Raw genomic sequence first — 19,680 nt, 5'->3', positions numbered from 1 at the left:
TAAGATTATGTCATTAACAAAATCTGAAAGAAGACAAAGAATACAGTACAGAATTAGAAAAATTGTTAGCGGTACTGCTACAAGACCTCGTTTATCTGTATTCAGAAGTAACAAAGAAATCTATGCTCAGCTTATAGATGATGTAAATGGTGTTACGTTATTAGCTGCTTCTTCTCGTGAAAAAGAAGTAGATTCTAAAGGTACTAAAGTTGAAGTAGCAGCAGCAGTTGGTAAATTAGTTGCTGAAAGAGCTTTAAAAGCAGGTATCGATACAGTAACATTTGATAGAGGTGGTTATTTATACCACGGTCGTGTTCAATCATTAGCAGAAGGCGCTAGAGCGGCTGGATTAAAATTCTAAGAAATTATGTATCATAATTATAAAAACGTAGAACTAGTAAAACCAGGAGGTCTTGAATTAAAAGATCGTTTGGTTAGTGTTAATCGTGTTACTAAAGTTACTAAAGGTGGTAGAGCATTTGGTTTCTCAGCTATCGTAGTAGTAGGTGACGAGAACGGTGTGGTTGGACACGGATTAGGAAAATCTAAAGACGTTTCTGAAGCTATTGCTAAAGCAGTAGAAGATGCTAAGAAAAACTTAGTACGTATTCCTTTAAGTGGTCAATCTGTACCTCATGAGCAAAAAGGTAAATTCGGTGGAGCGAGAGTATTATTAATGCCTGCTTCTCACGGTACTGGAGTTATTGCAGGTGGTGCTGTACGTGCGGTTCTAGAATCAGTAGGGGTTCACGATGTATTATCTAAATCTCAAGGTTCTTCTAACCCTCACAACGTAGTAAAAGCTACTTTTGATGCTTTATTGCAAATGAGAAGTGCAGCGACTGTTGCTAAGCAAAGAGGAGTATCTTTAGAGAAAGTATTCAAAGGTTAATTCAAGGAAATTATGGCTAAGATATTAGTAAAACAAGTAAGAAGCGTTATTAATTGTCCTCAGGATCAAAAGAGAACAATGCAAGCTTTAGGACTTCGTAAAATGGGTCAAGTAGTTGAGCATGAAGCAACTCCTGCTATCCTTGGAATGGTAAATAAAGTTAAACACTTAGTTTCTTCAGAAGAAGCTAAATAACAAATAACTGTTATGAATTTAAGTAATTTACAGCCAGCTGAAGGTTCAACACATAACCAAAATAAAAGAGTAGGTAGAGGAGAAGGTTCTGGTAAAGGTGGTACTGCCGCACGTGGTCACAAAGGAGCTAAATCTCGTTCAGGATACTCTAAAAAATTGGTTTTGAAGGTGGTCAAATGCCTCTTCAAAGACGTGTTCCTAAGTTTGGATTCAAAAATATTAACAGAGTTGAATATCAAGGTGTAAACTTAGATACTTTACAAACTCTAGTTGATAATGGTGTTGTAACAGATACAGTAGATTTCGCTACTTTAGTTGCAAGCCGTTTAGCTACTAAAACTGAAGTTGTTAAAATTTTAGGTAGAGGTGAGCTTAAAGCTAAATTAAAAGTTAGTGCACACAAATTCACAGCATCTGCTAAAGCTGCTATCGAAGCTGCTGGTGGAGAAGCTATAGAATTATAAATTTTCTAGACACGATGAAAAAATTTATTGAATCGTTACAAAACGTTTGGAAAATTGAGGAACTAAGAAACAGAGTCCTATTTACTTTAGGACTTCTGTTAGTTTATCGTTTCGGAGCCCACGTAACATTACCGGGAATTGATGCAACTAAGTTGCAGGGATTAACTAATCAAACTGACAAAGGTATTGGTTGGTTAATTAACGTATTTACGGGAGGTGCTTTTTCACAAGCATCTGTTTTTGCGTTGGGTATCATGCCTTATATTTCTGCTTCTATTGTAGTACAATTAATGGGGATTGCTATTCCTTATCTACAAAAATTACAAAAAGAAGGTGAAAGTGGTAGAAAAAAAATGAACCAAATTACAAGATGGTTAACTATTGGTATTACCTTAATTCAAGGTCCTGGTTATATTTATAATTTATACCGTACTTTACCTGCTGATGCTTTCTTGTTAGGATTTAATTCGTTTGCTTTCTTATTTTCTTCTGTGTTGATATTAGCTACTGGTACTTTATTTGCTATGTGGTTAGGTGAAAAAATTACAGATAAAGGTATTGGAAACGGTATTTCGTTGTTAATCTTAGTAGGTATTGTTGCTCGTTTACCACAAGCATTTGCTCAGGAGTTTTCATCTGCTGTTTCTCAAAACAACGGAGGTTTAATGAAGATTGTTGTAGAAATCATCGTGTGGTTACTAGTAATTATTGCCTGTGTTTTAATGACTATGGCAGTTAGAAAAGTAGCAGTGCAGTATGCACGCCGTACTGTTTCTGGAGACTTAGAGCAGGACTTAATGGGAGGAAATCGTCAGTTTATCCCTTTAAAACTAAATGCTTCAGGTGTTATGCCAATCATTTTTGCGCAAGCTATTATGTTTATACCTGCTGCTGTAGCTGGTTTATCATCTTCGGAAACAGCTCAATCAATCAGTACAAGATTCCAAAACATATTCGGTTGGGAGTATAACTTAGTGTTTGCTACGTTAATTATAATTTTTACGTACTTTTACACTGCGATTACTATGCCAACTACAAGAATGGCTGATGATTTGAAAAGAAGTGGTGGTTTTATACCAGGTGTTAAACCCGGTTTGGAAACAGCTGACTTTTTAGATCATGTGATGTCTTTGATTACATTTCCAGGGGCTATTTTCCTAGCATTGTTAGCTGTGTTCCCAGCTATTGTTATGAATGTATTAGGAGTACAGCAACAATGGGCTTTGTTCTTTGGAGGTACATCACTCTTGATTTTGGTTGGAGTTGCAATCGATACTATTCAACAAATCAATTCATACTTGTTGAATCAACATTATGATGGTTTGATGAAAACGGGTAAAAACAGAAAAGCAGTAGCTTAATATGGCAAAACAATCAGCAATTGAACAAGACGGAACTATTATTGAAGCATTATCAAATGCTATGTTCCGAGTAGAGTTAGAAAACGGGCATGTTGTAATTGCTCACATTTCTGGAAAAATGCGTATGCACTACATCAAATTGTTACCTGGTGACAAGGTGAAGCTAGAAATGAGCCCTTACGATTTGTCTAAAGCAAGAATTACTTATAGATACTAAAATGAAAGTAAGAGCATCAATTAAGAAGAGAAGTGCGGAATGCATTATCGTTCGTAGAAAAGGAAGATTATACGTTATTAACAAAAAGAATCCTAGATTTAAACAAAGACAAGGATAATTATGGCAAGAATAGCAGGGGTAGATATACCTAAAAACAAAAGAGGTGTCATCGCTTTGACATATATCTTCGGAATAGGAAAAAGCAGAGCTATCGAAATTTTAGAAAAAGCTCAAGTAAGCCAAGATAAAAAAGTTCAAGAATGGAATGATGACGAGATCGGAGCTATCCGTGAAGCAGTTTCTTATTACAAAATTGAAGGAGAATTACGTTCTGAAACTTCATTAAACATTAAACGTTTAATGGATATCGGATGCTACAGAGGTATTCGTCACAGATCAGGTCTTCCTTTAAGAGGTCAAAGAACTAAGAATAATTCTAGAACAAGAAAAGGTAAAGAAAAACTGTTGCTAACAAGAAGAAAGCAACTAAATAATAAGTAGTAATATGGCGAAAGCAAATACAAAAAAACGTAAAGTTGTTGTTGAGTCTACTGGTGAGGCGCACGTAAGTTCAACTTTTAACAACATCATCATTTCTTTAACTAACAAGAAAGGTGAAGTTGTAGCTTGGTCATCTGCTGGTAAAATGGGTTTCAGAGGTTCTAAAAAGAATACTCCGTATGCAGCTCAAATGGCGGCAGAAGATTGTGCAAAAGTTGCTTTAGAAGCTGGTCTTAAAAAAGTAAAAGTGTTCGTTAAAGGACCTGGAAACGGAAGAGAGTCAGCTATCCGCTCAATCCATAACTCAGGTATAGAAGTAACTGAAATTATTGACGTTACTCCATTACCACACAACGGATGTCGTCCTCCAAAAAGACGTAGAGTTTAAGGATTTCTGAATTTTCAGAATCTTTATAATTTGATTTAATTAAGTATAACTAGGTTGGTAATAGATTATCGGAGGATAAATTAGACCTGAATTCATAATCTCAACCTTAAAAATTTTTAAAATGGCAAGATATACTGGTCCAAAAACTAAAATTGCTCGTAAATTTGGCGAAGCAATCTTCGGAGATGACAGAGCCTTCGAAAAAAGAAACTACCCTCCAGGGCAACACGGTTTAGCTAAAAAAGAGGTAAAAAATCTGAATATGCTATCCAATTAATGGAAAAGCAAAAAGCTAAATATACTTATGGTATTTTAGAGAAGCAATTCAGAAATTTATTCGAAAAGGCTTCTGCTGCTTCTGGTGTAACAGGTGAAATCCTTTTACAATTATGTGAAGCTCGTTTAGATAACGTAGTTTACAGAATGGGTGTGGCACCTTCAAGAAGAGCTGCTAGACAAATTGTAACTCACAGACATATTACAGTAAATGGTGAAGTGGTTAACGTTCCTTCTTACCATTTAAAACCAGGTGACAAAGTTGCTGTTCGTGAAAAATCTAAATCATTAGAATCAATCGAACGTTCTTTAGCTGCTGCTTCTCAAGTATATGAGTGGATCGTGTGGAATAATGATACTAAAGAAGGTACTTTTGTATCAGTTCCTCAAAGATTGCAAATCCCTGAGAACATCAAAGAACAACTAATTGTCGAATTGTACAACAAATAATAATAATTGACATCAGTCGAAATTTATGGCAATATTTAATTTTCAGAAGCCCGATAAAGTTATCATGATCGATTCTACTGATTTCGAAGGAAAATTCGAATTCAGACCTCTTGAACCAGGTTACGGATTGACTGTTGGTAACGCTTTAAGAAGAGTTTTACTTTCTGCTCTTGAGGGTTATGCTATCACTTCTATTCGTATCGAAGGAGTGGATCATGAGTTCTCTACTATACCTGGTGTTGTAGAAGACGTAACTGAAATTATCCTTAACTTAAAACAAGCACGTTTTAAACGTCAAATTGAAGATATCGATAACGAATCAGTTTCTATTTCTTTATCAGGTAAAGATCAAATTACTGCTGGTGATTTTCAAAAATTTATTTCAGGTTTCCAAGTGTTAAATCCTGAATTAGTAATTTGTAATTTAGACAGCAATGTAAATTTGAACATGGAGATGACCATTGAAAAAGGTCGTGGTTATGTTCCAGCAGAGGAAAACAAAAAACAAAATGCTGCAATCGGTACTATATTTACTGATTCTATCTTTACGCCTGTAAAGAATGTGAAGTACGCTATCGAAAACTTCCGTGTTGAGCAAAAAACGGATTATGAAAAATTAGTTTTTGAAATCAAAACAGATGGTTCTATCCATCCTAAAGATGCTCTAACTGAAGCTGCTAAGGTATTAATTCACCATTTTATGTTATTCTCTGATGAGAGAATTACTCTTGAGGCTGATGAAATTGCTCAAACAGAATCATATGATGAAGAATCATTGCATATGAGACAGTTGTTGAAAACTAAGTTAGTTGATATGGACTTATCTGTAAGAGCATTAAACTGCTTAAAGGCTGCTGAAGTTGATACATTAGGTGACTTAGTATCGTTCAACAAACATGATTTAATGAAATTCCGTAATTTTGGTAAAAAGTCATTAACTGAGCTTGATGAGTTAGTTGCCAATAAGAATTTAACATTCGGGATGGATTTATCAAAATATAAGTTAGATAAAGAATAATTTCTTCATATTTTGCTCTCCAAGGTGGATTGATGCAAGATGAAGTTTAAAAAGCAACGTCATGAGACACGGAAAAAAAGTAAACCATTTAAGCAGACAGGCTGGGCATAGAAAAGCTATGTTAGCTAATATGGCTTGTTCATTAATTGAACATAAACGTATTAATACAACTGTTGCTAAAGCTAAAGCGCTTAAACAATTTGTTGAGCCATTAGTAACAAAATCTAAAGAAGATACAACTCATAATCGTCGTATTGTTTTCTCTTATTTAAGAAACAAGTATGCTGTTACTGAATTATTCAGAGATGTAGCTGCGAAAGTTGGTGACCGTCCAGGAGGATACACTCGTATCATTAAGTTAGGTAACCGTTTAGGAGATAACGCTGATATGGCAATGATTGAGTTAGTAGATTTTAACGAAATCTACAACGGTGGTAAGAAAGAAGTTAAAAAAGCTAAAAGCCGTCGTGGTGGTGGTAAAGCTAAAAAAGCTGAATCTGCTGCTGAAACTCCTGCAACTGAAGGATCTTCTGAATCTGCAGAATAATATGATGCTCAATTCATAAATATAAAAAAGGATAAACTTTTTGGTTTATCCTTTTTTTTTTGAATAAATTTGCCAAACTTTTTTAAACAATGCAACACACAACGAAACAGTCTGCCATTTTGCTCCTTGCAGACGGAACAATCTTTCACGGAAAATCAATAGGTATTTCGGGTAAAACTTTTGGTGAAGTATGCTTTAATACTGGAACTACTGGTTATCAAGAAATTTTTACTGATCCTTCATATTTTGGTCAGATTATGGTAACTACTAATGCTCATATTGGGAATTATGGAGTTAACTCAAAAGAAATAGAATCTGATAAAATTATGATTTCTGGACTTGTTTGTAAAAACTTTTCTCATTTTCATTCACGTCCAGATTCTGAAAGTAATTTGTTTGATTATTTTCAAAAACAGAATTTAATTTGTATTTCTGATGTTGATACGCGTGCATTAGTGAGTTATATTCGTGATAATGGGGCTCAAAATGCTGTTATTTGTACTGATGGAACCTCAATTGAAGAGCTGAAAAAGAATTAGCAGCTACTCCAGATATGAAAGGATTAGAGTTAGCATCTAAAGTATCAACAACTATGCCTTATTTTTTTGGTAATGAAAATGCAACGTATAAAATTTCTGCCCTTGATTTAGGAATTAAAAAAAATATATTACGTAATTTGGCTCAACGTGATTGTTATATAAAAGTTTTTCCATATAACGCTTCTTTTGAAGAGCTAAAAGAGTTTAATCCAGATGGGTATTTCTTATCTAATGGACCAGGAGATCCAGATCCATTGCATAATGCCCAAGAAGTTGCTCGTCAAATTTTATCTGAAGACAAACCTCTTTTTGGTATTTGTTTAGGTCATCAAGTAATTGCTTTGGCTAATGGCGTTTCGACTTATAAAATGTTCAATGGTCATAGAGGAATTAATCATCCTGTTAAAAACTTAATTTCAGGTCGTGGTGAAATAACATCTCAAAATCATGGTTTTGCTGTTAATAAAGAAGAATTAGAAAATCATAATGAATTAGAAATTACACATGTTCATTTAAATGATAATACTGTTGCAGGGATGCGTATGAAAAATAAAAAATGTTTTTCAGTTCAATATCATCCTGAAGCAAGTCCAGGTCCACATGATTCTTCTTATTTATTTGATCAATTTGTTCTAAATATTAAAGAAAATAAAAATTAAATAATTAACTATTTTAGAAATTGTATAATTAATTCTAAAATCTAAAAACTTAAACAAAAATGAGTATTATAATAAAAGTTCATGCTAGACAGATCTTAGATTCAAGAGGAAACCCTACAGTAGAAGTAGATGTAGTTACAGAAAATGGTATTTTAGGTCGTGCGGCTGTTCCTTCAGGAGCTTCAACAGGGGAACATGAAGCAGTTGAATTACGAGATGGAGGTAGTCATTTCATGGGTAAAGGGGTTTTGAAAGCTGTTGAAAATGTTAATACTACAATTGCAGAGACTTTAGTAGGTATTTCAGTTTTTGAACAAAACCTAATTGATAAATTAATGATTGATTTAGATGGAACTTCTAATAAATCAAAATTGGGAGCAAATGCTATTTTAGGGGTTTCATTAGCGGTGGCTAAAGCAGCTGCTAACGAATTAGGCTTGCCTTTGTATCGTTACGTAGGGGGTGTTTCAGGAAACACATTGCCGGTACCTATGATGAACATCATTAACGGAGGTTCGCACTCGGATGCACCTATCGCTTTCCAAGAATTTATGATTATGCCTGTAAAAGCAACTTCTTTTACCCATGCGATGCAAATGGGTACTGAGGTTTTTCATAATTTGAAAAAAGTATTACATGATAGAAATTTATCTACTGCTGTGGGTGATGAGGGTGGTTTTGCACCAAATTTAGCAGGTGGTACTGAGGATGCCCTAGATTCTATCAAATTAGCAGTTGAAAAAGCAGGTTATGTTTTTGGTGAAGACATTATGATTGCCTTAGATTGTGCTGCTTCTGAGTTTTATGTAAATGGTAATTACGATTATACGAAGTTTGAGGGAGCTACTGGAAAAGTAAGAACTTCTGCTGAACAAGCTGATTATTTAGCTGAATTATGTGCTAAATACCCTATTGTTTCGATCGAAGATGGTATGTATGAAGATGATTGGAATGGGTGGGAATTGTTGACAGATAAAATTGGTGATAAAGTACAGTTGGTAGGTGACGATTTGTTTGTGACAAATGTAGAGCGCCTTTCAAGAGGGATTGCTGAAAATATAGCAAACTCTATTTTGATTAAAGTGAACCAAATTGGTACTTTAACAGAAACGATTGCAGCTGTAAATATGGCGCATAATGCAGGTTATACTTCGGTAATGTCTCACCGTTCAGGAGAAACGGAAGATAATACAATTGCTGACTTAGCGGTAGCATTAAATTGTGGTCAAATCAAAACAGGATCGGCATCACGCTCAGATCGTATGGCTAAATATAATCAATTATTACGCATTGAGGAAGAATTAGGAGATGTGGCTTATTTTCCTGGAAAAAATGCTTTTAAAGTAAAGTAATTTATTCTTAATATTTTAAAAATCCTGATTATTTTGAAATAGTCAGGATTTTTTTATGCTTCAGGTCTCAGTCTAGTGTGTTTTGTGGTATAATGGTAGTGTTGGAATTTTTATTAGAACTAATTCATTTATATTTGTTTTTGACTCTTACTTTCGTGGGGATGGAATGTGTTTAAGTCTTTAGTTGAACTGATAAAACAATTTTATGTGAACATTTGTGTAAGGATAAGTTTTGTTTGAATCTCCGTTAACAAGCTTCGTGTTAGAACTAATAAAAAGATTTAGTGACCTATCTCTTTGATTTTTTAGTTATTGATGATTTGTCTCTCTTTCATTTTTTATCTTTAGTTTAAAATTTCTATTTGATCCTATAGATGTTAAGTGAGTTTTTAATAATCTCTTAATTTTACTTTCGATAATTATTTGAAACTAAATAATTCGTTGTTTTTTCAAGGAAAATAGAAATGATTATAGTTGAAAAAAATGTAAGACTACTAGTGAATTTTAAAATTGATTGTTCTAATGTGATTTTTTTAAAATAGATCTTAGTTAACTAGTGTTTTTTTTCTTTTCTAAAATTATAAAGAAATTGTAAAACATTTATTAAATTTGAAGAAAAGCATTAGGTAAAATTTTTAGTTTAATCTCAAATTCTTATTTTTGTTAATCCAAATTTTAATAAGATAAATTCCATAGAATAATTATGTCAAAAACTGCGATATTAGAGATCGATGGCAATAAGTATGAGTTCCCAGTGATGGTGGGTTCAGAAAATGAAACAGCTATCGACATTGAAAAATTACGTGCTTTAACAGGTGCCATTACGATTGATCCAGGGTATAAAAACTCAGGTTCTTGTGTAAGTGAAATTACTTTCTTAGATGGAGAGGAAGGGATCTTACGTTATAGAGGATATGCTATTGAAGATTTAGCAGAAAATGCTACTTTTCTAGAAGTGTCTTACTTGATTATTTTTGGTGAATTGCCTACTCAAGCACAATTAGAAAAATTTGAAACAGATATTCGTAAATATACTTTGGTGAACGAAGAAATGAAGAATATCATCGATGGTTTCCCTAAAACAGCCCATCCAATGGGGGTGTTGTCATCATTAACTTCAGCATTAACTGCTTTTAATCCTAAAGTAGTAAATGTGGAAAATGAAACGGAGATGTATGAAGCTATTTGTAAGACAATGGGTAAATTCTTGGTGATTGCAACGTGGACTTACCGAAAAATGATGGGATTCCCATTGAATTACTATGATAATACAAAAGGATATGTAGAAAACTTCATGCGTTTAATGTTTGAATTACCTACAGGTCCTTATAAAACTAATGCAACAGTTATTAATGCACTAGATAAATTGTTTATTCTTCATGCTGATCACGAACAAAACTGCTCTACATCAACAGTAAGAATAGTAGGTTCTTCACATGCAGGGTTATTTGCTTCTATTTCAGCTGGAGTTTCTGCATTATGGGGACCCTTACATGGAGGAGCAAATCAAGCAGTTCTTGAAATGTTAGAACAAATTCAAAAAGATGGAGGAGATGCTCAAAAAGCACTAGAGAGAGCTAAAGATAAAGAAGATCCTTTCCGTTTAATGGGATTCGGTCATAGAGTATATAAAAACTTTGATCCTCGTGCTAAAATTATTAAAAAGGCAGCAGACGAAGTATTGGCTGAATTAGGTGTAAATGATCCTATCTTAAGTATAGCTAAACAATTAGAAGAAGCTGCTTTAGTTGATCCATATTTTGTGGATAGAAAATTATACCCGAATGTAGACTTTTATTCAGGTATTATTTATAGAGCATTAGGAATACCTACTGATATGTTTACAGTATTATTTGCTATTGGTCGTCTTCCTGGTTGGATTGCACAATGGAAAGAAATGCGTTTAAATAAAGAACCTATCGGTCGTCCACGTCAAGTATATACAGGTTATCCGTTAAGACCATTTGTTTCTATGGATAAAAGATAATTTATATATGAATTAAATATAAAAAAGCTTCTTCTCTCAAGAGGCTTTTTTTATATTTGCTATCGAAACAGATGAAACAGATTACTGTATAATAAGCAAGTAACTATCATCCAATCTAAATCTTATGAGTAAGTCAATTACTTTTTTAATAAACAAATCAGAAATCGCAGCAGGCACACGTGGTGCTTCTCTAGGTCCAGATGCTGTTATTACCGCAGCTAGAAAAAAGGAGAGTTATATCTTTGGAGAAAATCCTATTGAAATTATTCAGGATGTAAATGCTTATTTAGATAAGCCAACAAAATTTCCTTTTGCAAAACGAATAGACGGCTTGGTAACTATTTATGAAAAGCTTAATTCAAAAGTTTCTTCATTATTGAAAAATGAACAATTTCCAGTTATTTTAGCAGCGGATCATGGGTCAGCTGGAGGTACTATAGCGGGTATTAAAACAGCTTATCCAGATAAAAGAATTGGTGTTATTTGGATTGATGCACATGCAGATATCCATACCCCTTATACAACACCATCAGGGAATATGCATGGAATGCCATTAGCTTCTGTAATGGATATAGATAACCTTGAGTGTCAGATAAACAAACTTGACGAAAAAACAGTTGATTATTGGGATAAACTAAAAAATGTAGGAGGAATTAGAAAAAAGCTAAACCCTCAAGATTTAGTCTATATAGCTGTACGTGATACAGAACCTGAAGAAGAAGCTGTTATTGAAAAATTAGGTTTAAAATGGTATACCGTACAAGATGTTCGTAATTTAGGAATATGGACTTTAGTTAATAATATCAATGCACAATTGCATCAATGTGATGTAATTTATATCTCGTTTGATGTAGATTCTATGGATCCTATTCTAACTTCGCATGGGACAGGAACTCCAGTGCCTAATGGAATTACACCTCAAGAAGCAAAAGATTTGTTAGTACATTTAATTTCTAATCCTAAAACGACTTGTGTAGAGGTAGTAGAGGTAAATCCTTGCCTAGATGAAAAAACAAATGCGATGGCAGAAATAACTTTAGATATAGTAGATTCTATAGTAAATGTAGTGAAGAATAGATAATTGTTTTTAAAAATAATATGAAGTCTTCTCAATCACTAAAAATTAGTAATTTAAATAGTGTTTGAGAAGGCTTTTTTACTAAATAAATATGCAACAAATAACAAATTCCATTTTAATGGTACGACCTGTTTCATTTAGAATGAATGAACAAACAGCAGTAAATAATTATTATCAAAAAGAAGTAAGTACTATTTTACCAGCTACCGTTACTACTAAAGCGCAACAAGAGTTTGATGTTTTAGTTGAAAAACTTCGTGAAGTAGGAGTTCATGTGCAGGTAGTTCAAGATACCTCTGATACAGATACACCTGATGCTGTTTTTCCTAATAATTGGATTTCCTTTCATGAGAATGGTGATGTGGTATTATATCCTATGTTTGCTGAAAATCGTCGTTTAGAACGTCGTGAAGATATTTTAGATATATTAGAAGAACAAGGCTTTTTTATTCAAGATATAATGGATTATACACTTGCAGAAGAAGGCGGATTTTTTTTTAGAAGGTACAGGAAGTATGATTTTAGATCGTGTAAATCAAAAAGCATATTGTGCTTTGTCTCCGCGAGCTGATGAAGAATTATTTATTGAGTTTTGTGAAGATTTTGAATATACACCTGTTTTGTTTAAAGCTTTTCAAACAGTTGACGAAAAAAGAGAATTGATTTATCATACCAATGTAATGATGTCTATAGGCGATAATTTTGCAATTATTTGTTCAGAATGTATAGATGATAAAACTGAAAAGAAAAATTTAGTTGAAAATTTAAAGAATGATGGTAAAGAAATTATTTATATTTCTGAAAGTCAAGTAAATAATTTTGCTGGTAATATGTTGCAAGTAAAAGGAGCTGATGATAAAACGTATTTAGTTATGAGTGAGTCTGCTTATAAGTCGTTAAATAAGGGACAAATTGCGCAAATTGAGAAGTATACAACTATTTTGTATTCTAATTTAGAAACTATAGAGACTTATGGAGGAGGGAGCGCTCGTTGTATGATGGCAGAGATTTTTTGCCTAGAGAATAATAAAAGAGAGGATGTCCAAAAATAAAAAATCAACCCACCGTTTGTAACTCCTAATAGAGGAGAACTAATTTGATGATAGGATTGCAGACTTTAGGACATCCTCTTTTTATTATTCTTTTAGATTTAAATTATTTACTTAATTAGGTTGCTGTTTTCTATGATTTTTAGAATAGCATTAACTATATATTGTACCCCGATAGCGATTACAAAAAAACCAACGATTCTAGAAATTGCTACGATTCCAGCTTCTCCAAGAAAACGTACTAAGTAATGAGCGCTATTTAATACTAAAAAAATAGAAATGGCTACAGCTAAAATAGCACTAATGGCTAAGCTAATTGCCATCCAATTATTATGTTCTTGATAAAAAGCAATTAATAGAGAGATTGAGCCAGGACCAGCTAATAAAGGCATAGCCAAAGGTGTAAGCGCAATTGCATGTTTTTGCTGAGCTTCATCTTCAACTTTTTTATTTATACCTTTACGTTTTTTTACCTTCCCAGATAATAAGCCAAACCCTGAATTCGCTATAATCATTCCGCCAGCAATACGTAATGCTTCTAAACTAATACCAAAGAATCGTAAGACATATTCTCCTAAAAAATAAGCTACTGTCATAATGATAAAAACATTTATTGCAGTCCATTTAGATGTTTTCGTTAATTCTTGACGAGTGTATCCATTAGTAAGTCCTACGAAAACAGGAACAGCACCAATAGGGTTAAGGACGGAAAATAAGGCAGCAAAGATGTAGAAAAATAAATCCATAGTTTTTTTGTAAAATTAAATTTCTAAATTCCTTTAGAAGTAAAGAAAATGTTAAGTTATAGTTTACTAACTTTAAAAGTAGTAAATTTATTCTTTTAAAAATAGTAAAAATGAAAACATTAGTTTTAGGAGCATCTAGTAACCCAGAGAGATATTCATTTATAGCAATGAGCAGATTATTGCAATATGATCATGAAGTCGTTGCCATAGGTTTGAAAAATGAACGTGTTTTTGGAATAGAAATTCAAATAGGATTTCCTGTTTTAGGAGATATTCATACTGTAACTTTATATTTAAATCCACAACGTCAAAAAGAATATTATGATTATATAATAGCATTAAAACCAAAGCGAGTTATTTTTAATCCAGGTACTGAAAATCCTGAATTTTATGAGTTATTAAAAGAAAATCATATTAAAGTAGAGGAAGCATGTACATTAGTACTTTTAAGTACTAAGCAATATTAATAAATAATTTTTTTAAAAATTAAAATTAGATGAAAATAAGAAAAAGAGACTGTCTAATTTTTTTCGATAGTCTCTTTTTAAAATTAGGTTTGTTATATTTTTAAAAACGTGTATTGTTTTTTGTAGATTTACTAATGAAAAGTAATCCAATAAAAGTTATTAATCCGTTTATGATGATTAATTCTTCTGCTATAGTATAACCATAAAACCATTCAGCAGAGTGAGTGGATAAAAAATAACAGATAGCAGGAGAAATTAAACAGATAATAGGGACTAAGTTGTCTTTTACAGTTTTGTTTTTCATAAATAATCCAAAACCATAAAGACCTAGTAGAGGACCATAAGTATATGAAGCAATTTTAAAAATCATTTTGACGACAGAAGCATCATTTACAGTATTGAAAAAAATAATTACTAAAAATATTAAGGTCGAAAATCCTAAGTGTACAATATGACGGGTATTTTTTAATTTTATTTCATTGATTGAATTTTCTTTAAAAGGGTTATCAGATTCTTTTTTTCCATTTCTAAGAAATCAATGCAAAATGAAGTCGTTAATGCGGTAAGTGCAGAATCAGTAGTGGCAAATGTAGCGGCTGTAAGACCTAGTAAGAAAACGATAGCAGGTATTGTTCCTAATGATTTTAAAGCTATTTCAGGGAATAAAAAATCAGTTCGAACTACGTCATCAACCATAGGTATTGTAATACCATTTTTTTCTGCGTACATGTATAATAATGCTCCCACGCTTAAAAAGAAAATATTAATAATAATAAATATTCCTGTAAATGTAAACATGTTTTTTTGGGCTTCATTTATATTCGGGCAACTTAAATTCTTTTGCATTAGGTCTTGATCTAGACCAACCATTGCAATAGTAACGAAAATTCCTCCTAAAATTTGTTTCCAAAAATAATTTCCCTTTAAATAATCGTCAAAGAAAAATATTTGAGAATATTGACTGTTTTTTACTTTTTCGAAAGCTTCTAATGTTGATAAGTCTAGACTTTTACAAATGAAATAAATCGTTAGAAAGACAGAAGAAACTAAAAAGAAAGTTTGTAATGTATCAGTAATTATAATCGTTTTTAATCCCCCTTTATAAGTGTAGGCGAAAATTAAAAGTAAAGATAAAAAAACAGTTACCGTAAAAGGGATCTGATAATAATCAAAAACATAGCGTTGTAAGACAATAACTACAAGATAAAGACGAAATGCAGAACCTATAGTTCTACTAATTAAAAATATTGAAGCTGCCGTTAAGTAACTGGTTTTTCCTAACCGTTTTTCTATATAACCATAAATGGAAGTTAAATTCATTCGGTAATATAAAGGGAGTAATACTGTAGCTACAATAATAAACCCTAACGCATTTCCTATTACAAATTGAAAATATTTAAATTGTAATTCTGTATTACCAACTTCACCAGGGACAGAGATAAATGTTACACCTGATAATGCAGTTCCTATCATTCCAAATGCAACTAAATACCATTTAGAATTTTTATTAGCTTTAAAAAAAGCATCATTTCCACTATTGTCTTTACTCATAAAGTGAGAAATCATAAATAAAATCCCGAAGTAGATAATGATCAGCGAAAGAATAGCAAAAGGACTCATAAGTCAAACAAATAATTTTAGTTTTGTTTTGCAAGATAGAAAAAACTTAATTCATGTCCGAAGAAGTTACTTTTTTTTAAAAGAAGAGAAGTCTGTGATTTATGGTTTTTTAACTGTAGAAAAAAATAGCATCTATCATGTTTATTAAGTTTGTAGAACTTTTTCATTTCGTTTTGTTAATTAAAACTTCTGTATACATTTGTACTGTAAATAATGATTTTGATATGAAAAAACTTTATAAAATAACCATTCTAATATTCTTTTTGTTTAGTGGAATTATCTATTCAAAAAATAAAGAGAAATATGAGTTATTAATGAAATTCTTTTTCAATGGAGCTACTTATACTACTAATGAAGGAAGTTCAATTACTTTTATGAAAAAAGGAACTGATAAATACGAGGTTACTGGATCGTCAGGATGTCAGTTTAAAATAAAAGATTTAATTTTAGAATTAGTAGAAGAAGAAGGAACTAAAAAAAATATAGTTTTTCAAAATGTAAAATGGATTTTTTAGGAGGAACTATTAATAATGAATTTGCTGAATTGTCTTATTTGTTTAAAAAAGGAGGTGTCATTTATATGGACCAAGTAGGAGATTTAGAGATTATTTATGAAGGGATAGGAGGAGAAAGAAAAATGAAATTTAAAAAGAAATAATTTTTAATATTCTTATTGATTGTTTTTGAAATCCAAATCTGAAAGTATTTGGATTTTTGTTTTTATAAAGCGTAATTTTGCCTCATGGATTTTTCTTCAAAAATATTAGAAAATGCAGTAGAAGAGATTGCACAATTACCAGGAATTGGTAAGCGGACAGCTTTACGTTTAGCATTACATTTGTTAAAACAACCAATAGAACAAACAACTTTTTTGACAGATGCTTTGTTAAAAATGCGAAATGAAATTAAGTTTTGTAAGTCATGCCATAATATTTCAGATATAGATATTTGTGAGATTTGCTCCAATGAAAATAGAAATCAAACATTAGTTTGTATAGTTGAAGATATTCGAGATGTAATGGCTATTGAAAATACAGGGCAATATCGAGGAGTATATCATGTATTAGGTGGAAAAATTTCACCTATAGAAGGGGTGGGGCCTAGTCAATTAAAAATTAATTCTTTAGTAGAAAAAATAAAAACAGGTAGCGTTAAGGAAGTTATATTTGCCTTGAGTTCTACTATGGAAGGAGATACTACTAATTTTTATATTTATAGGCAAATAAAAGATTGTTCGCTGATTATATCTTCATTAGCAAGAGGTATTTCAGTAGGAGATGAATTAGAATATGCAGATGAAATAACTTTAGGACGTAGTATTTTGAATCGAATTCCATTTGAAAATTCATTAAAAACTCCTTAGAAATTTAATTTTTAAAGTTTTTCTATTTACAAAATGAAAACTATATTTGTTTCTTTAAAGTAGATAATACTGGTGTTTTTTAATGAAGGATAAGAATTGGGTTTTTATTATAAAAAGCTATTTCCTAAATTTTATTAATTACATCAATAAAATATGAACAGATGTTATAATGCCTCAAATGAATAAATTAACTGTATATTTATTAATTTTTATCTTATTTGTTATTTCCTCTTGTATATCTAACAAAGATGTGGTTTATCTACAAGGTGATAAAAAAGTGATAACTTTAGAACAAGTTGCACTAAAACCGTATCGACTTCAGATTTCAGATGTGTTGTCTATAAAAATAAAAGCATTAGATTCTAAGTTAGTAGAAATGTTTAATGTTTCAAACGGTGGACAAGGAGAAGCTTCAGCAGATGGTTTATATTTTGATGGATATACAATAAATGATCATGGATACATAAGAATTCCTGTTCTAGGTGATTTGCAGGTAGTTGGTTTAACTTTGGAAGAGTTAAGGGTCAAAATAGAAAAACAACTTTTATCAGATTATTTTCGTAAAGAAGCTGATGTTTTTGTAGTTGTAAAATTGGGAGGTCTTCGTTATACAATTAATGGAGAGATCAAAACACCAGGAACAAAAGTGCTTTTACAAGAGAAACTAACAATTTTAGAAGCAATAGCTAACAGTGGAGATATTCTTATAACTGGAGATAAAAAAGAGGTAGTGTTAATTCGTCAACTATCTCAAGGTGCTGAAATTCATACGCTTGATTTGACGAGTGTTGATTTATTAAAATCGCCTTTTTATTACATTCAACCGAATGATTATATTTATATAAAACCTGTTAAACAAAAAAATTGGGGATTAGGTACTAATGCTTTGCAGTCTTTTACAACTATTGTTAGTGCGTTATCATTAGTACTTACTACTTTTTTATTAGTCAAAAATATTAAGTAATGCTAGATATTAAGGATTTTAATTTTTTGGAATCTCAAAATACTTTTGATCTTAAGTCTTTTTTAAATAGGGTTTTGGGTTATTGGTATTGGTTTGTAGTTACATTATTAATAACCTTTTTTATAGCTTATCAAATAAATATTAGAAAACAGAAGATTTTTAGCATGGCTACTACTGTAGCTTATAAAGAAGAAAGTAATCCTTTCTTTACTTCTAATACAAGTTTAGTATTTAATTGGGGGGGACTTCTGATCAAGTACAGACGTTAATTAGTACTTTGAGATCAAGATCTCATAATGAAAAGGTTGTTAAAGAATTACGTTTTTATATTCAATATCTACAAGAATCTAAATATAATTTAGAGGATGTTTATGGGATGACCCCTTTTGTCATTGATGCTAATGTGAATTATCCTCAATTGTTAGAAAAACAAATAACAATACAGTTTATTACAAAGAAAGATTTTATTCTTTCAACTCAATTTGATGAAAATACTACAACCTTATATAACTATTCAAAAGACGAGTTAAGTAGAGTTCCTGTCGTTAAAGGAGTTTTTTCAAAGAGATTTAAAATTGGAGATCCTATAATTTTACCTTTTTTAAATCTTAAATTGAAATTAGTTAAAAATCCAGGGTTTTATGAGGGAGTGAAATATATAATTACCTTTGCAGATTTTAATAGTACAGTAGCTGCTTATCAAGGAGTAGAAATTGAAAATGATTCAAAAACATCAGCTATTGTTAGATTAAGTATGCAAGGAACTAATAAATTAAGATTGGTTGATTATCTTAATGGAACTGTTAAGTTTTTGATTAAAAGTCAGTTGCAGGCTAAAAATCAATTTGCTCAAAACACAATTGATTTCATAGATAGTACCCTTGTGGCTATGGAAAGGGATTTGAAGAATACAGAAAATGAATTAAAGACTTTTTCTAAAGGGAAAAATATTTTTGAATTGGAAGAAGGAAGTGGTGGTGTAAAGTATTCGGATAAATTATCAGAGTATGATGTTGAGAAAGAATTGTTAAATAGAAAATATGCTTACTATAATTCATTAAAGAGTTATTTAATAAAAAATTCTGATTTTTCTAAGTTACCAGCGCCTTCTGTTGCAGGTATTGATGATCCTAATATTTTAATTAATGTAGGGAAATTGACTCAATTGTCAACTGAAAGAGCAGAACTATCCTATACTTTAAAAAATGATAAGAAGTTTAAGGATTTTGATGCTCAAATGGAAGCCTTAAAAGTTGTTTTATTAGAAAATATAGAATCAGCAAAACATTCTGTAAATTCTGATTTAGCTGCTGTAAATAAGAAAATAGTTACAGCTGAATATCAAATAAAGAAATTGCCAGAGCAGCAGCAAGAGTTAGTTAAAATTAATCGTAAATATGATTTAAATAAAAATATTTATAATTCTTTTTAGAGAAACGTAGTGAAGCTAATATCGTAAAAGCTGCAAATCTTTCAGATATTCAATTTATTGATCCAGCGAAAGATGTAGGAGGAGGTTTAATAGGACCCAAAACTAGTACAAATTA

General features: G+C 31.5%; 20 protein-coding genes and 6 pseudogenes. 24 read left to right on the top strand and 2 right to left on the bottom strand.

Annotation, left to right across the window (positions count from 1 at the left end):
- Positions 1 to 7 precede the first annotated feature (7 nt).
- The 17 genes and pseudogenes from rplR (at position 8) to ctlX (ending at position 12,976) form a co-directional block, all read left to right on the top strand.
- On the top strand, positions 8 to 361 hold the full coding sequence (gene rplR / locus JJC03_RS00745) for a 50S ribosomal protein L18 (protein ID WP_088398186.1): 354 nt from the start codon (positions 8 to 10) through the stop codon (positions 359 to 361).
- A gap of 6 nt (positions 362 to 367) precedes the next feature.
- Complete coding sequence (gene rpsE, locus JJC03_RS00740; RefSeq protein WP_088398185.1) at positions 368 to 892, top strand: 30S ribosomal protein S5; 525 nt, start codon at positions 368 to 370, stop codon at positions 890 to 892.
- Between the two features lie 12 nt (positions 893 to 904).
- Positions 905 to 1,087 (top strand): 50S ribosomal protein L30, encoded by a 183-nt coding sequence (gene rpmD, locus JJC03_RS00735; RefSeq protein WP_088398184.1) that lies wholly within the window; start codon positions 905 to 907, stop codon positions 1,085 to 1,087.
- A gap of 12 nt (positions 1,088 to 1,099) precedes the next feature.
- Positions 1,100 to 1,551, top strand: a pseudogene (gene rplO, locus JJC03_RS00730) (50S ribosomal protein L15).
- 14 nt (positions 1,552 to 1,565) lie between these two features.
- Positions 1,566 to 2,912, top strand: coding sequence for a preprotein translocase subunit SecY (gene secY, locus JJC03_RS00725; protein ID WP_088398182.1), 1,347 nt, complete (start codon positions 1,566 to 1,568; stop codon positions 2,910 to 2,912).
- Position 2,913: 1 nt separating this feature from the next.
- On the top strand, positions 2,914 to 3,129 hold the full coding sequence (infA, locus tag JJC03_RS00720; protein ID WP_026725626.1) for a translation initiation factor IF-1: 216 nt from the start codon (positions 2,914 to 2,916) through the stop codon (positions 3,127 to 3,129).
- Position 3,130: 1 nt separating this feature from the next.
- Positions 3,131 to 3,247, top strand: a complete 117-nt coding sequence (gene ykgO, locus JJC03_RS00715) for a type B 50S ribosomal protein L36 (RefSeq protein WP_014166264.1) — start codon at positions 3,131 to 3,133, stop codon at positions 3,245 to 3,247.
- 2 nt (positions 3,248 to 3,249) lie between these two features.
- Positions 3,250 to 3,623 (top strand): annotated as a pseudogene (gene rpsM, locus JJC03_RS00710) (30S ribosomal protein S13).
- Positions 3,624 to 3,634: 11 nt separating this feature from the next.
- The gene (rpsK, locus tag JJC03_RS00705) at positions 3,635 to 4,018 is read left to right on the top strand and encodes a 30S ribosomal protein S11 (protein ID WP_088390203.1); all 384 of its coding nucleotides are present in this window, start codon (positions 3,635 to 3,637) and stop codon (positions 4,016 to 4,018) included.
- 121 nt (positions 4,019 to 4,139) lie between these two features.
- Positions 4,140 to 4,744, top strand: a pseudogene (rpsD, locus tag JJC03_RS00700) (30S ribosomal protein S4).
- Positions 4,745 to 4,769: 25 nt separating this feature from the next.
- Positions 4,770 to 5,762 (top strand): DNA-directed RNA polymerase subunit alpha, encoded by a 993-nt coding sequence (locus JJC03_RS00695; protein WP_088390205.1) that lies wholly within the window; start codon positions 4,770 to 4,772, stop codon positions 5,760 to 5,762.
- 61 nt (positions 5,763 to 5,823) lie between these two features.
- A complete protein-coding gene (gene rplQ / locus JJC03_RS00690; protein WP_235873811.1) occupies positions 5,824 to 6,309 on the top strand; it encodes a 50S ribosomal protein L17 in 486 nt (161 codons plus the stop codon).
- A gap of 89 nt (positions 6,310 to 6,398) precedes the next feature.
- Positions 6,399 to 7,507: pseudogene (gene carA, locus JJC03_RS00685) on the top strand (glutamine-hydrolyzing carbamoyl-phosphate synthase small subunit).
- A gap of 59 nt (positions 7,508 to 7,566) precedes the next feature.
- The gene (gene eno / locus JJC03_RS00680) at positions 7,567 to 8,859 is read left to right on the top strand and encodes a phosphopyruvate hydratase (RefSeq protein ID WP_235873809.1); all 1,293 of its coding nucleotides are present in this window, start codon (positions 7,567 to 7,569) and stop codon (positions 8,857 to 8,859) included.
- A gap of 703 nt (positions 8,860 to 9,562) precedes the next feature.
- Positions 9,563 to 10,846 carry a citrate synthase gene (locus tag JJC03_RS00675; protein ID WP_235873808.1) on the top strand — a complete coding sequence of 428 codons (1,284 nt, stop codon included), beginning with the start codon at positions 9,563 to 9,565 and terminating at the stop codon, positions 10,844 to 10,846.
- A 124-nt stretch (positions 10,847 to 10,970) separates the two neighbouring features.
- Positions 10,971 to 11,927, top strand: a complete 957-nt coding sequence (locus tag JJC03_RS00670; RefSeq protein WP_088398177.1) for an arginase — start codon at positions 10,971 to 10,973, stop codon at positions 11,925 to 11,927.
- 88 nt (positions 11,928 to 12,015) lie between these two features.
- Positions 12,016 to 12,976 (top strand): annotated as a pseudogene (ctlX, locus tag JJC03_RS00665) (citrulline utilization hydrolase CtlX).
- A 107-nt stretch (positions 12,977 to 13,083) separates the two neighbouring features.
- Here the strand turns inward: ctlX and JJC03_RS00660 are convergent.
- The gene (locus tag JJC03_RS00660; RefSeq protein ID WP_088398175.1) at positions 13,084 to 13,719 is read right to left on the bottom strand and encodes a MarC family NAAT transporter; all 636 of its coding nucleotides are present in this window, start codon (positions 13,717 to 13,719) and stop codon (positions 13,084 to 13,086) included.
- A gap of 110 nt (positions 13,720 to 13,829) precedes the next feature.
- Here JJC03_RS00660 and JJC03_RS00655 point away from each other — a divergent pair, with 110 nt between their 5' ends.
- Complete coding sequence (locus tag JJC03_RS00655) at positions 13,830 to 14,186, top strand: CoA-binding protein (protein WP_088398174.1); 357 nt, start codon at positions 13,830 to 13,832, stop codon at positions 14,184 to 14,186.
- A 100-nt stretch (positions 14,187 to 14,286) separates the two neighbouring features.
- Here JJC03_RS00655 and JJC03_RS00650 read toward each other — a convergent pair.
- Positions 14,287 to 15,806, bottom strand: a pseudogene (locus JJC03_RS00650) (sodium:solute symporter).
- A 137-nt stretch (positions 15,807 to 15,943) separates the two neighbouring features.
- On the opposite strand from JJC03_RS00650, the gene JJC03_RS00645 reads away from it, so the two are divergent.
- The 6 genes from JJC03_RS00645 to JJC03_RS18500 all read left to right on the top strand — a co-directional run bounded on the left by JJC03_RS00645 (position 15,944) and on the right by JJC03_RS18500 (position 19,565).
- On the top strand, positions 15,944 to 16,321 hold the full coding sequence (locus JJC03_RS00645; protein ID WP_235873807.1) for a hypothetical protein: 378 nt from the start codon (positions 15,944 to 15,946) through the stop codon (positions 16,319 to 16,321).
- Positions 16,309 to 16,464 (top strand): hypothetical protein, encoded by a 156-nt coding sequence (locus JJC03_RS00640; protein WP_165764194.1) that lies wholly within the window; start codon positions 16,309 to 16,311, stop codon positions 16,462 to 16,464. The genes JJC03_RS00645 and JJC03_RS00640 overlap by 13 nt, the downstream gene beginning before the upstream one ends.
- A gap of 84 nt (positions 16,465 to 16,548) precedes the next feature.
- Complete coding sequence (recR, locus tag JJC03_RS00635) at positions 16,549 to 17,169, top strand: recombination mediator RecR (RefSeq protein WP_088398171.1); 621 nt, start codon at positions 16,549 to 16,551, stop codon at positions 17,167 to 17,169.
- A gap of 178 nt (positions 17,170 to 17,347) precedes the next feature.
- Positions 17,348 to 18,133, top strand: a complete 786-nt coding sequence (locus tag JJC03_RS00630; RefSeq protein WP_088444319.1) for a polysaccharide biosynthesis/export family protein — start codon at positions 17,348 to 17,350, stop codon at positions 18,131 to 18,133.
- Positions 18,133 to 18,402, top strand: a complete 270-nt coding sequence (locus JJC03_RS18505) for a hypothetical protein (RefSeq protein ID WP_309597711.1) — start codon at positions 18,133 to 18,135, stop codon at positions 18,400 to 18,402. Before JJC03_RS00630 ends, JJC03_RS18505 begins: the two co-directional genes overlap by 1 nt.
- An 8-nt stretch (positions 18,403 to 18,410) precedes the next feature.
- A complete protein-coding gene (locus JJC03_RS18500; protein ID WP_309597710.1) occupies positions 18,411 to 19,565 on the top strand; it encodes a GumC domain-containing protein in 1,155 nt (384 codons plus the stop codon).
- Positions 19,566 to 19,680 lie beyond the last annotated feature (115 nt).

It is taken from the genome of Flavobacterium oreochromis (assembly GCF_019565455.1).
GTDB classification, from domain to species: domain Bacteria; phylum Bacteroidota; class Bacteroidia; order Flavobacteriales; family Flavobacteriaceae; genus Flavobacterium; species Flavobacterium oreochromis.
Note: the sequence above shows the minus strand (reverse complement) of the source record. Positions and strands in the feature narration are given on the sequence as shown.